The following is a 12,681-nucleotide window of genomic DNA, read 5'->3' as shown; positions in this document are numbered from 1 at the left end:
GCACACAAAGCCCCTTTACTTTTGATATGCTACCCCTAGAGTAGACAGAGTAAAAACAAAACTCTGAGTACTCTTGGGGTATTTTTATGTCAAGAAAAAACACCTCAGAAAATCGAGCGATTTTCTGAGGTGTTCTTGTTTTTTCTGGTTTAAAAGCCGGTAGGCGGCACATAGTAACTGGGGATCGAGGCTGTTTTCTGCACATTTGCCTGCTGGCGCAGCGCTGAACGGGTCACCTCTGCCCAAGAATACTGGGTCATATACTCGCCGCGATAGGAATTGGTGGCCGAGCGGCTGCCCCTCAGGAAATTGTAATAATCACAATCCACCTTGCTGGTGTCCAGTGCCAGTGTGCTGCGGCCGCGGATGAGCAGGCCGGTAACACCTGCATTCTCCAGCGTATGGCTCAGGTCAAAGATCAGATTGCGGAGATGGCTGTGCAGCGATGCGGTGTCGGGCTTATCCTCCCACAGCACGGCCAGCATTTCGCCGTTGGTGCAGGTGGCACCATTGCGATCCACCAGATAGGCCAGCAGCTCCTTGCTCTTGCTGCGCTTGAAGGCCAAAGCGCGCCCGCCCACGAAGATCTCAAAATTGCCAAAGCACTGGATCTTGATGCCGACAGGGGCATTCTCCGGCGGGTAGCGCAGATGCTCCAGCACATTGCGCACATCTGCCTCGTTTGCAGGCTTGAGTAAAAAGCCGCTCACGAAGATCTGCAGCGCTTCCAGCGCATACTCCGGGTGCTCTGTTACCACAATGATGTTGCAGCGCGGCTGCAGCTTCTGGATCATGCGCGTCAAAGCAAGCCCGTTCATTCCGGGCATTTCCAGGTTGAGGAAAGCCGCGTCCATCGGCCCCTGACGCATCCAGCTCAGTGCATCCTCGGTCGTCATGGCGCTGATATAGTCACAGTCGGGTGCAACGCGGCACAGGATGCGGATCAGCGAGTTGATTGCAAGCTGTCCATCATCGACGACCAGTATCTTCATTCGTACACCCCCGCAAGTTTACCATACATGTTCCCTGTTTCAGTTTAACACTTTGTCCTTTGATTCGCAAGTTTTTTTGCACAAAAAGCCAGAAGCTCCACACTTCTTTACAAAAGGACGTTCCTTCCCCATCAGTTTCCTCATAAAGCAGCTGGCTGAAAGAGGCATCTTTCCCATTTTCATTTCCGGCAGTCAAAGCAACTATACAAGATACTCTGTGCCATCCAGTCCGGTCAGTTTTTGTGCTGTCGTTTGTCCCACACGGGTGCAGAGCCGCTCATACGCCTGCCGCATTCGGGTCGGGCGGGAGGTGCAGTTGTGTGCATCGGAAGAGACCGCGTCCACCAGCCCCGCCTTGACCCAGTGCTCCAGCCGCATCCGCTGCAAAAAGCCGCTGTCCAGCACAGCCGAACAGTTGATCTGGCAGCGCAGCCGGTACTGCTCATGCAGGCGGGCCAGCAGGCCGTGCTGCGCAAGGCAGGGATACCGCTCAATGTGGGCCACCAGAATGTGGTAGCCTGCACCGGTGATCTCCCGCAGGGCCGCTTCCAGCTCCTTTGCCGTTATGTTCGGCACAAATTCCAGCAGCACCCAGTCCGTATCGCCCAGCGTCAGCAGCTGATGCTGCGCCGCCGCATACCCCGCCGCAGGGGTATACAAAAGCTCTGAGCCGTGCTCCAGTTTCAGGTCGTAGCCTTTTTGTGTGCAGTATGCGCGGGCCAGCGCCAGATGCCGGTCATAGACTTCCTGCGGGAAGCGTTCCATGCCCGGCGTACTGTGCGAGGTAGCAAACAGGTGCCGCACACCATCTGCTGCCGCTGCATCCAGCATGGCATACATTTCTTCTCTGGTCTGCGCACCATCTTCCACGCCGTAGACGAAGTGCGCATGATAATCCGTAAAGCCGCTCATTTCTTTTCCGCTTCGTGGCTCCGCTTATAATACTTTTTGTAATAACCATACTTTCCATACTTTGAGTAGGATTTGTAGTACTTGCGGCCCATGTAATTATCGTAATCCACCTGATTGAGCACGGTGCCCAGAATGGGGCAGCCGGTCTGCTCGATCTGCTGCTTCACGTCCAGCAGCTCCTGACGGCTCACATCGTTGTAGTTCACTGCGATCAGGGTGCCGTCACATGCCTTGGCGATCTCCGCCGCATCGATGACCACGCCCACCGGGGGTGCGTCCACAATGACGTAATCTGCCATTCTGGCCAGCATATCCAGCAGTTCGGCAAAATGGCTGTTGGTCAGCAGCGCCAGCGGGTTGGGCACATCGCGGCCCACCGGCACCATGATCGCGTTGGGGATGTCGGTCTGGTAGATGACCTCATCCATGCCCACCATGCCGGCCAGAAAATGGGAGAGGCCCTTGCCGTCGCTGCGGCCATCCTCATATTTCAGGCCGTAGTCACTGTTGACCATGCTGCGGCGCAGGTCTGCGTCCACCAGCGCCACCTTGATGCCGCGCTGTGCCAACGTGCGCATCAGGTTCATGGACAGATAGCTCTTGCCCTCTGCAGCATGGCAGCTGGTGATCATGATCTTTTTGACACTCGCACCTGCAAAGGAGAGGTTGGTGCTCAGGGTATTAAAGGCTTCATTTCCCGCATAATCCAGAGCCGGAAATTTTGTGATCTTCAGCTGTTTCATGCTTTCCTCCCAGAGCTGCCACCCACACGGCGGCGGACATCATTGGCAAACCGCTTGGTGCGGCGCTTGAACTCGCTTTTCTCTTTCGGCTGTTCGCCAGCATCGGCCAGCGGGATCGATGCCAGCACCACCATGCCGGTATACTTGCGGATATCATCGGCAGACTTGTAGGTATCGTCCAGCATGGTCCGCAGCACCACCACGGCACAGGCCAGCACAAAGCCCACTACAAAGCCCAGCAGGATGTTCTTGGCCTTGTTGGGGCTGAACGGGTTCTCCGGCACACGCGCAGAAGACATCAGGGTGGGCTCGTCCGTCTTCATCTTTTCCGAGATGTACTTTGCGCCCACATCCGCATACTCGTTTGCGATCGCTGCTGCTTCTTCCGGATCCGGGTTCGTGACCGTGATATCCAGCATACGGGTGTCGCTGGTGTTGGTGACAGACAGCATACTGGCCATATCGGTGTAGGTGTAATCCAGATCCAGGTTGCTGATGACCTTTTCGTGGACTTCCCACATTTCAAAGACCTTGATGTAATCGCTGGTCAGCTCGCTGCCGACCTGCAGATCGGAGAAGTTCAGCACCGAATCATTGCGGCTGACCACATAGATGGTAGCCGTTGCCTTGTACATCGGCGTTACCAGAAAAAACGTATAAAGCGCCATCAGTACGGCACCCACCACAGCCGTGGCTGCAATGAGCGTCCAGTGGGCCAGCAGGCCCATGAACAGTTCCAGCAGATCAATGGTATCTTCTCCCTGTTCCGGCTGTACCGCTAAAGCTGTGCGCTCCTTCATAAAAGTATCTTGCTGCACGATTTCACTCCTTATAACCTTATAATACTGCCGCCCATGCGGCCCGGGCATTGCGCCCTTTCCTCTATTTCTCTGAATCCTATACGCCAAAAATGCGGCGTTCCCTTTTTCATCAGGGAGCACCGCAGAACATTTCTAGTTCTTAGCCCTCAATGGTCTTCACGGCCACCAGAATGAAGTTGGAGCCATAGAGCTTGACCTGACGGCCCTTCAGGTTCACCACGATCTTGCCATCCACGACCTTACCGGGCACAGTATAGTAGGTATAGGTCACAGTGCCGTCTGCCTTCGTCTTGGGCACAGCCACCAGAACGGTAACTTGCTCGTTGTCCTCGTAAGCAGCCTCAATGACCTTGGACTCAATGGTCAGCTTAACATTTGCAGCGTCGAGCAGGTTAGAGGTCTGCATCTCAAAGGCCTGCGTTACAGTAACATCTATAGTCGTCTTCTTTTCTTTCGAAGCGCCCGCAGCCTTCTGCAGGTCTGCATCAGAAGTGATGTCCTGCAGGACTTCCTCGACCTGAGCGGTATCCTCCTTGGCAGTGACCTTCACATCGCTGACAATGCCCAGAACACCGGTGACGGTAGCAGAACCGCTGGCCTTGACCTCATCTGCCACAGTCTTGCTGGGCGTTGCTGCCAGAACAGACACACCCATGCCCACGACCATAGCAGCGGTCAGAACAGCGCTGATAACTTTCTTCATAATGAAGATCTCCTTTCACTTCAAGCCGCACTCCCCAAGATGCTGCTTTCTATCGCAAATGCTTTTCAACATTTACATCATTCTTCAACAGGCTCCCAGAACAGCGTCAGAACCGCTTTCTGGATGGAAGCTTCGGTCGGATAGAACTCGGTGAATCCGTCCTCTGCCACCTTATGCTCGCCCTCCAGTGCAATGGCAGGTTCCACAGTATCGTCCTTTGCGGCCCACACCTCATTGACCAGCTGACCCTTTGCAAGGTCGGTGACCAGATAAGGTTGCAGCGCATCGTACACCTGTGCGGTGAACTGCTGATCCTGCTGTACCCTGCTTTCCAGCTGTGCGGAAAGCTGTGCAAGATACTCCTCCTGCCGCACCATGCGGGCTTCGTTGGTGCCTTCGCCAATATCCATGCGCCTGCGCACAAAAATCTCAGCCTGATCGCCCTGCAGCGTCAGGGTAGCTCCCTTGGTCATGGCCGGGTCTGCTGCGGAGAAATCATCCTCCAGCGTCACGGTCACACCGCCTGCAAGGTCATTCAGCACCGAGATGCCGTCCAGACTCATAGCCAGATAGAAATCAATGTTTTCCCCCTGCAGCAGGCGGGACACCGCATCACGGGCATAGCCGCAGCTTTCCTCCTTGCCATCGCCAAAGCCATGGGCAAGGCTGATCTGCATCTGAGTGGTGCCCACCGGATTGCCCAGCATGCCAAGCACCGTCACCTCTGCCATGGTGTCGCGGTCGATCTTGAGCTGACGGACCGTCTTGTCTTTGCTGTCTATCACAATGAGCCGCTGAAAATCCGCCTGACCGCCCTGATAAGAGCCTTCTGCTTCCACCTCGCTGTCATGGTCGATGCCCATAACAAGGATGGTGGTCAGATCTGTGCGCCTGCGGTAGGTCACGCCGTCCACTTCCATGGTCTCAGCGGTCTCCTGCGGCAGCTCCGTCCGGGTCTCCGGCTTTTGGCTGCGCTTTTCCAGCCAGCTTCCGCCCACAAAAAGCAGTACAGCTGCCAGCACCAGCACAGCCAGCGCAGCAGCGGCACCACGATGTTGTTTTTGTCTGTTCAAGCGGGTAAGCTTCCCTCTTTTCTTCGGAATATAGTTTTCTGCGGGAAGGTCTTTCCATTGCCACAGAAAGATATTCCTTGGTCTATTATATCGTCACAGGTGTGCAACTGTCAATGTATTTTCGTTATTTTCCGGCAGGAAATTTCGCATTTTCAGCCTTTAGGGAGCCACAGATAAACACAAACCCCGGCCATGCAGAGTTCATCCGCACAGCCGGGGCCAATTGGTATTTTATTTAATATCCAGTTCAGGCGGCACATCGATCTGGTCCGAGACATACTTGCCGTTCTTTTTGCGCTGCCGCACGCACTCCGTCAGCAGATATTCGATCTGCCCGTTCACCGAGCGGAAGTCATCTTCGGCCCAGGCGGCAAGGGCATCGTAGAGCTTCGCGTTCAGGCGCAGGGGCACCTGCTTTTTTGGTTCTGCCATCAGTACAGGCTGCCGCTGTTCACGATGGGCTGGGCATCACGGTTGCCGCACAGCACCACCAGCAGGTTGGAGACCATTGCCGCCTTGCGCTCGTCGTCCAGCTCCACTACCTTGTTCTCATTCAGGCGTTCAAGGGCCATTTCCACCATGCCCACAGCACCGTCCACGATCATCTTGCGGGCATCGATGATGGCACTTGCCTGCTGGCGCTGCAGCATCACGGCTGCGATCTCCGGCGCATAGGCCAGATAGGTGATGCGGGCTTCCACTACCTCGATGCCGGCCTCGGCTACATTCTTCTGGATCTCGTCCCGGATGCGGGCGGCTACCACCTCCGAGGAGCCGCGCAGACTGCCCTCATCGGCTACGCCGTCGCCGGTGGTGTCCACATTGGGAGCCACATCATAGGGGTAAACGCGCACCACATTGCGCAGAGCGCTGTCGCACTGCAGGGAGAGGTACTCCTTGTAGTTGTCCACATTGAATACGGCCTTTGCGGTATCGGTCACGCGCCAGATGACCGCAATGCCGATCTCCACCGGGTTGCCCAGACAATCGTTGATCTTCTGGCGGGAGTTATTGAGGGTCATCATTTTGAGCGAGATCTTCTTGCTGGTCGATTCTGCGGTCTGGGAACTGCTGTTACCTGCCTTAAGCAGGACCGCCATGCCGGTCTCGCCGCTGTTCACATCACCGCTCTGGCTCAGTTTGGTGCCAGCTGCCGGGTTCACCGCGGTGCAGAAGGGGTTCACCCAGTAAAACCCCTGTCCCTTCAGGGTGCCGATGTAATCGCCGAACAGGGTGAGCACCAGTGCTTCCTGGGGCTTTAACACCTTCAGGCCGCAGAGCAGGAAGATGCCCGCCACCCAGTATGCGATGGACAGGATCGTGAGCAGGATGCCCGGAAACAGGCTTTCGTCCAGCAGAATGATGCTGTAGAAAAACAGCAGGACGGTAACAGCATAGCCCAGCAGGGTGAGCAGCAGCATGACCATGCCGTTCTTTTTGGTCTGCAGAATTTTCTCTTCCATAACAGTTCCCTCCTTCACAGGGTGCGGAAGCGTTTCTTTGTGATATCAAAATCATATCACTTTATATCATTCTTGTCAAGTCCTCCGCAGGCAAAAAAAGAGCCGCCGCACAAACACTGTGCAGCAGCTCCTTTTTGTTTATCTTTTTATAATGTAAGGGGCACTTGCTCTCAGGCGAAGGTCAGCACCACCTTGCCAGCGCCGCTGTTGCGGTCTGCAAGAGTATCGAATGCCTTCTGGAAGTCCTCTGCCTTGAACACATGCGTGGTGATCTCATCGACCTCTTTCAGGTGGTCAGGCAGGATCTTGACCACCTCGGGGAACTTCTGGTACTGATGACGGGTACCCAGAATGGTCAGTTCCTTTGCGTTGATCTCCTTAAAATTCACGGGGATCGGCTCCTTGCCAAAGGTCATAGCCACCAGACGGCCTGCGGGAGAAAGCTGGCTGGTTGCATGTGCCAGCAGTGCGGGAACGCCTGCGGCCTCAAAGATCACGTTGACACCCTCGCCGTCGGTCAGTTTGTTGATGAACGCATCCAGATCTTCCTTCATCGGGTTGATGCTGTAATCTGCGCAAAAGTCCTTTGCCATGGCAAGGCGGCTCTCGTTCGGCTCAGACACGATCACGGTAGCGCCGCGCGATTTTGCAATGTTGGCAACGATCAGGCCGATGGGGCCGCCGCCGTGCACCAGCACCACATCGCCGGGGCGCACATCGCCGCGCCAGTTTGCCTGCAGGCCAATCGTGAACGGCTCGCACAGAGCAGCCTGCTGATAAGTCATCTTGGAAGCATCATACTCATACACCTGGCTGCGCGGCATGACCACATATTCCTGAAAAATGCCGTCCACGATGCAGCCCAGAACCTTCAGTTCACGGCAGACATTGTGGTGGCCGCAGCGGCAGGCATAGCACTTGCCGCAGTAGGTGATAGTGGGCCAGCACCTTTTCTGTGGCCCACTTCTCACCGGCAACGGCGGCTTTGATTGTTTCATAGTCCAGCAGCTTTTCTTGTCCGTCCATCCTGATACCCCCGTCAGATTGATTTTTTCCATGATACCATATCTGGGAGTATGGAGCCAGAGAAACCGGCGATTTTCTGCTGGTAAATTCTACGCATTTAGAGCGGCACTATGGCGGGGATAGGATAAAACACTCACATACCCCGCCGACTATGCGGGAAAAACCTTGAAATATAGGGCTTTTTAAGGCCCTATATGCGTAGGTTGGTGCTTTGTTGCGATATGCTCCACGGTTACGGTGTATTGTTCATATTCTGTTTTCGGGAATCTTTATGAAATCTTCAAAATTGCCCGGTATGCTATCCGTAAAATCAAAGAAAGGACTTGATTATATGGATATGATTTTGAAAACGACTGACCTCTGCAAAAATTTCAAGGGGCAAATGGCGGTAAACAATGTGTCACTGAACATCCGGCGCAACTCGGTTTATGGTCTGCTGGGGCCGAATGGGGCTGGCAAATCCACGATCTTAAAAATGCTCACCGGCATTTTGCGCCCCACATCGGGAAGCATCGAGTTTGACGGCCACCCGTGGAAGCGGAATGATCTGGAGCATATCGGTGCTTTGATTGAGATGCCCCCGCTTTACGAAAATCTGACTGCATACGAAAATCTCAAAGTCAGAACTACATTGCTCGGCCTGGACGATGCACGAATTAACGAGGTATTGCAAATTGTCCAGCTCACGAATACCGGCAAGAAACGGGCCGGGCAGTTTTCTCTTGGTATGAAGCAGCGGCTTGGTATTGCTATTGCATTGCTGAACAGTCCCCAGCTTTTGATTCTGGATGAACCGACTAACGGCCTTGACCCTTTAGGGATTGAGGAACTTCGAGAGTTAATTCGCTCTTTTCCCTGCAAAGGGATTACAGTTATTTTGTCCAGCCATATTCTGTCAGAAGTCCAGCAGATTGTAGATCATGTGGGTATCATTGCTGGCGGCGTCCTTGGATATGAGGGAGAGCTTCGCGCCGGTGAAGATTTGGAAAAACTCTTTATGGATGTTATTCGCAGAAATGGTAAGGAGGGATATTAAATGGAGATAGCATATTCATCGGAGATGTCCAGCGCATGACCGGGCAGGTGGCTCAGCGTGATGACTTTATAGCCGCGTTCCAACAGCAGTTCCGGGATGCCCATGTTCAGGATGGGGTCGGAAACGCCGTAGTTGCGGGTGATGAGCACCAACACTTTATCGTCCGGTCTCAGGGTCGCCAGCAGAGCTTTGCCCTGTTTTTCCACGGCGGCGGTATGGCGGCGCACCGCCATGGCACCACTGAGCAGAGCTTTGGCACAAAACGGTTTCGGGATTCCTAAAATCTTGCTCAGTCCCAGCATTGCAGATGCCATAGCTTCCTGCCCAAAATCGAAATCGAATACCGGACTGAGCAGAGTGATGCCCTTGCTCTCAATGTCCAGAGCTTTGGCAATGGATGCGGCTGCCGTCTGCATATAGACGCAGCCGTAGTTGTGTTTCACACGGCTCTTTTCGTGCTTCATCGTGTGGATGGTGGGCAGGAAGATATAATCTACTTTTTGGTCGATGAGCTGCTGCATATGGCCGTAAATAAGTTTGACCGGGTAGCAGGTCTCCCCTTGTGCGGTCTTCTGAGCCAGCCGGATCGTTTCCTCACTGGTGGGGTCAGTCAGGACGACATTGAAGCCCAACGAGGTAAAGAAGGCATTCGTCATCGGGAAGAACTTGTGAATCATCAACGCAAAAGGCACACCTACGGTCTTTTTACGTGGGTCACGTTTGCCAGTGTAACCCTCCAAAAGCAGTTTGTCTGCCTGCTTGTAGAAGTCAATATTCTTCTGAATCTCCGCACTGCGGCTGTCCTCTGCGTCCTTTGCCGGGCTGTCAAATCCCACAAATCGACTGAGTGCGTCGCCCACAGCTTCCTGTGCCAGCAAAGCCGCGCCATACGCACCACTGATGGAAAAGACCGGGCTGACCTGTACACGGTCGCCGTATGCGGATTGGAATGCCGCCACAATGCCGGGGTTGTAATCGACACCACCCTGCAAAACGATGTGCTGCCCCACAGGTTTAGAACCAACAACTTTATGCAGATAGTTCTGTACGATGGAGTGACAAAGGCCTGCGGCAATATCCGCCCGTGAAATACCTTCAGCGGAAGCGGACGCAATGGCCGTTTCGATAAACACCGTGCACCGTTCTCCCAAGGATGCCGGATGTTCAGAGGATAAGGCTAATGGGCCAAACTCCGCCAGTGGGATGCCCATACGGGCAGCTTGTTCTTCCACAAAAGAACCGGTACCGGCAGCGCAGATCTTGTTCATCTGAAAATCCACAACTTCACCGTTCTGGATGCTGATGTATTTGCTATCCTGTCCGCCAATCTCAAACACGGTATCGACTTCCGGCACCCAATGAGCAGCTCCCTTGGCTTGCGCAGTGATCTCATCCCGGACAGCATCTGCTCCGATGCGTTTGCCGATGCGCTCTCGCCCTGAACCGGTCACACCGACTGCGGTGAACCGGATATCACCAAACCGCTGACGAATACTTGCAAGGCCTTTGCGGACAGCTCCTTCCGGGTCACCTGCGGTGCGCAGATATTGAAAGTCTACCAGTTCACCGTCAGCACCGACCAGAACAAGATCGGTACTGGTAGAACCGATGTCGATGCCCAATGCGCAGCCACTTTCTGGAATGATCTTGGTAGCGTTTGGCTCCGCAAGGCTCGTGCCGGAGCGCAGTTCCAGTTTGGGCAATGTTCCGACCATGTGGTGTGTTGTTAGTGTACGGTCCAGAGAATCATTCAGTTGACGTAACGTGAACGAGCCGGATGCTTTGAGTGCAGCACCAAGAGCCGCTTCATATCGGGCAAACTCCGGAACGATGAGTTCTTTCTCACTCAACCCGAATACATCCCGGATGGCTCGGATCACGCCTGCATTGCAGGTAACACCACCGCAGAATACCACAGGTTTACAGATCGGCAGCCGCCGCACGATGGTCACCTTATAGTTCCGGATCATGGCATAACACAACCCCAACAGGATATCCGGCGTGGAAACGCCTTCCTGCTGGCGGTGGATGATATCTGTTTTGGCAAAGACCGCACACCGACCGGAAAGGCGTGGAACACTCTGTGCCTGCTCTACCAGCGAAGAGTAATCTCCCAGCCTGCAGCCCACGCGAGACATCTGGTCTTCAAAGAACGAACCTGTACCGCCCGCGCAGTGTTCGTTGACTGAAAACTGAGGTGCGCGGCTCTGCAAGTCCGTGATGAATCGCGCGCCCTGACTGCCAATTTCAATGACCGAACCCACCTGCGGAATGATCCAGCGCACACCCTCGACGATAGCTGGGATATCGCCTAAAGAGGGAATGGCTGAATCTTGCTCCAGCAGAGCCTCCGTGTTGCTTCCGGTCACACAGAGTGAAAACGGAGTATCCATCGCCAGTTCCAACGTGGAAAGACCCTTTTTCAGGCAGACAAAAGGGTTGCCGTGATGCACCGCCATCCACTGCTTTTCAATTTCTTTATCTTTCAGCAGCACCAACTTGACCGTTGATGTACCGATATCCATTCCCAACGAAAGCATTGTGTCACTCCTTCGATATCAACCCTGAACGTTATAGGGTTTGACATTTCAAACTTTATACCGTATAATAATGATGCCTTTTAATTAGACATCTCTAACCAAGAGTTTAACACAACTACCTCGGAGTGTCCGTTGTTATGGCAACGGCAAAGTAAATTTTAAGATGGAGCAATATTATTCAATTTTACAGCAATGCGGCATGTTCAACGGCATCCAGCCACGAAAATATAGGGAAGTCCTTAGTTGCTTGAATGCGACTGTCCGTGAATATCCTCGTGGTGCGCACATCGTCGAGCTGGGTGAGCAGAGCCACAATACGGGTGTTCTGCTGGATGGCACGATGGAAGAATTTTTTTATGATGAAAATGGCAATCAAATCAGCATCTGCCGTTTTCATCCCGGAGAAATATTTGGTGCAGAACTGGCCTGTACTGGCTGGACGACAAGTCCGGTCTGTCTGCGTGCCAGTTCGGACTGTACTGTAATGCTGCTGGATTTCAGCGCATTGCTGTCACAGAAAACGCTGACCTGTCCCTGCCGGATGCAAGTCACAGCAAATCTTATGCAGGATATGGCGCAGCAGCTTCTCTTTTTTAACACCAAAGTGCGTATTTTAGCACAAAAACGGCTTCGAGATCGTCTGAAGATTTATCTTCAAACCTTGACACCCGATGAAAAAGGCTGTTACAGTCTGCCCTACACCCGGACAGAACTGGCAGATTTCCTCTGTGTGGACCGCAGTGCTCTTTCCCGTGAGCTGTGCCGGATGCGCGATGAGAGGATCCTTGATTTTTCCGGTGCAAAGATTCACCTGTTGAATCCAACGTTTTTGTATGGTTGGAACTGACAGTACTTCTAAATCTATGAAAAAAATTGTCTGCCGAATGTTTTTGTTCGACAGACAATTACTTTTTAATCTTCTAGTGTACGACTACCGGACACATTCTTCAAATATTCCTTCGGGTCGCCGTTCAGAATCAAATCCGCATAGCCCAGTGGGTCATTGTAGATAAGGTAGTCCAGTTCCGTCTGCTGCGCCATGGTCACATCCAGTGCATCCTCAACCCCGGTACAGTCAATGGAAATTTTTCTCCCATAGAATACAAAAAATCCGAACCCTTCTCCTATCGGAAAAAAGTTCGGATTTTGTTGATGTGGTGCACCTCCAGGGACTCGAACCCTGGGCCCACTGATTAAGAGTCAGTTGCTCTACCAACTGAGCTAGAGGTGCAAATATGACCCGTACCGGAATCGAACCGATGTTAAAGGCGTGAGAGGCCTCTGTCTTAACCGCTTGACCAACGGGCCATATAAAAGTCGGCGACTACCTATTTTCACGCGCCGTTTCCAGCGAACTATCTTCGGCACAAGT

The 12,681-nt window shown here is 53.5% G+C and carries 13 protein-coding genes, 2 tRNA genes and 1 pseudogene; 2 read left to right on the top strand and 14 right to left on the bottom strand.

The features are described 5' to 3' along the window. Nucleotides 1–149: 149 nt before the first annotated feature. The 10 genes from QZL71_RS09655 to QZL71_RS13290 form a co-directional block, all read right to left on the bottom strand. Entirely contained in the window at nucleotides 150–992 is an 843-nt protein-coding gene (locus QZL71_RS09655) for a response regulator (protein WP_294648597.1), read from the bottom strand. 201 nt (nucleotides 993–1,193) lie between these two features. Then, nucleotides 1,194–1,904, bottom strand: coding sequence for a CpsB/CapC family capsule biosynthesis tyrosine phosphatase (locus QZL71_RS09650; RefSeq protein ID WP_294648596.1), 711 nt, complete (start codon nucleotides 1,902–1,904; stop codon nucleotides 1,194–1,196). Next, on the bottom strand, nucleotides 1,901–2,647 hold the full coding sequence (locus tag QZL71_RS09645) for a CpsD/CapB family tyrosine-protein kinase (protein ID WP_294648595.1): 747 nt from the start codon (nucleotides 2,645–2,647) through the stop codon (nucleotides 1,901–1,903). Before QZL71_RS09645 ends, QZL71_RS09650 begins: the two co-directional genes overlap by 4 nt. Continuing rightward, nucleotides 2,644–3,465 carry a YveK family protein gene (locus tag QZL71_RS09640; RefSeq protein ID WP_154258495.1) on the bottom strand — a complete coding sequence of 274 codons (822 nt, stop codon included), beginning with the start codon at nucleotides 3,463–3,465 and terminating at the stop codon, nucleotides 2,644–2,646. The genes QZL71_RS09645 and QZL71_RS09640 overlap by 4 nt, the downstream gene beginning before the upstream one ends. A gap of 142 nt (nucleotides 3,466–3,607) precedes the next feature. Further along, entirely contained in the window at nucleotides 3,608–4,171 is a 564-nt protein-coding gene (locus QZL71_RS09635) for a hypothetical protein (RefSeq protein ID WP_154258493.1), read from the bottom strand. A 77-nt stretch (nucleotides 4,172–4,248) separates the two neighbouring features. After that, nucleotides 4,249–5,244 carry an LCP family protein gene (locus tag QZL71_RS09630; protein WP_294648594.1) on the bottom strand — a complete coding sequence of 332 codons (996 nt, stop codon included), beginning with the start codon at nucleotides 5,242–5,244 and terminating at the stop codon, nucleotides 4,249–4,251. A 231-nt stretch (nucleotides 5,245–5,475) separates the two neighbouring features. Then, nucleotides 5,476–5,676 (bottom strand): PTS ascorbate transporter subunit IIC, encoded by a 201-nt coding sequence (locus tag QZL71_RS09625; RefSeq protein ID WP_005940562.1) that lies wholly within the window; start codon nucleotides 5,674–5,676, stop codon nucleotides 5,476–5,478. Beyond that, complete coding sequence (locus tag QZL71_RS09620; RefSeq protein WP_294648593.1) at nucleotides 5,676–6,707, bottom strand: SPFH domain-containing protein; 1,032 nt, start codon at nucleotides 6,705–6,707, stop codon at nucleotides 5,676–5,678. Before QZL71_RS09620 ends, QZL71_RS09625 begins: the two co-directional genes overlap by 1 nt. A 170-nt stretch (nucleotides 6,708–6,877) precedes the next feature. Beyond that, nucleotides 6,878–7,642, bottom strand: a complete 765-nt coding sequence (locus QZL71_RS09615; protein WP_363912674.1) for a zinc-binding dehydrogenase — start codon at nucleotides 7,640–7,642, stop codon at nucleotides 6,878–6,880. Next, on the bottom strand, nucleotides 7,584–7,733 hold the full coding sequence (locus QZL71_RS13290; protein ID WP_363912671.1) for a helix-turn-helix domain-containing protein: 150 nt from the start codon (nucleotides 7,731–7,733) through the stop codon (nucleotides 7,584–7,586). Before QZL71_RS13290 ends, QZL71_RS09615 begins: the two co-directional genes overlap by 59 nt. Nucleotides 7,734–8,064: 331 nt before the next feature. On the opposite strand from QZL71_RS13290, the gene QZL71_RS09605 reads away from it, so the two are divergent. After that, nucleotides 8,065–8,769 carry a lantibiotic protection ABC transporter ATP-binding protein gene (locus QZL71_RS09605; protein ID WP_294648591.1) on the top strand — a complete coding sequence of 235 codons (705 nt, stop codon included), beginning with the start codon at nucleotides 8,065–8,067 and terminating at the stop codon, nucleotides 8,767–8,769. Here QZL71_RS09605 and QZL71_RS09600 read toward each other — a convergent pair. After that, nucleotides 8,766–11,309, bottom strand: coding sequence for an acyl-CoA dehydratase activase (locus tag QZL71_RS09600; RefSeq protein WP_294648590.1), 2,544 nt, complete (start codon nucleotides 11,307–11,309; stop codon nucleotides 8,766–8,768). The two genes, QZL71_RS09605 and QZL71_RS09600, sit on opposite strands and share 4 nt — an antisense overlap. A 163-nt stretch (nucleotides 11,310–11,472) precedes the next feature. Here QZL71_RS09600 and QZL71_RS09595 point away from each other — a divergent pair, with 163 nt between their 5' ends. Continuing rightward, complete coding sequence (locus QZL71_RS09595) at nucleotides 11,473–12,156, top strand: Crp/Fnr family transcriptional regulator (protein WP_294648589.1); 684 nt, start codon at nucleotides 11,473–11,475, stop codon at nucleotides 12,154–12,156. 65 nt (nucleotides 12,157–12,221) lie between these two features. Here the strand turns inward: QZL71_RS09595 and QZL71_RS09590 are convergent. From QZL71_RS09590 to QZL71_RS09580, 3 genes and pseudogenes are all read right to left on the bottom strand, one after another. Continuing rightward, nucleotides 12,222–12,404 (bottom strand): annotated as a pseudogene (locus tag QZL71_RS09590) (DUF6061 family protein); the annotation flags it as partial. A 60-nt stretch (nucleotides 12,405–12,464) separates the two neighbouring features. Next, a tRNA-Lys gene (locus QZL71_RS09585) sits at nucleotides 12,465–12,540 on the bottom strand. Nucleotides 12,541–12,545: 5 nt separating this feature from the next. Continuing rightward, nucleotides 12,546–12,617 (bottom strand) — tRNA-Glu (locus QZL71_RS09580). Nucleotides 12,618–12,681: the final 64 nt, after the last annotated feature.

Source organism: uncultured Faecalibacterium sp. (genome assembly GCF_900066275.1).
Lineage (GTDB): Bacteria > Bacillota > Clostridia > Oscillospirales > Ruminococcaceae > Faecalibacterium > Faecalibacterium taiwanense.
The sequence above is the reverse complement of the archived record's forward strand: the minus strand, read 5'-3'. Positions and strand labels throughout refer to the sequence as shown.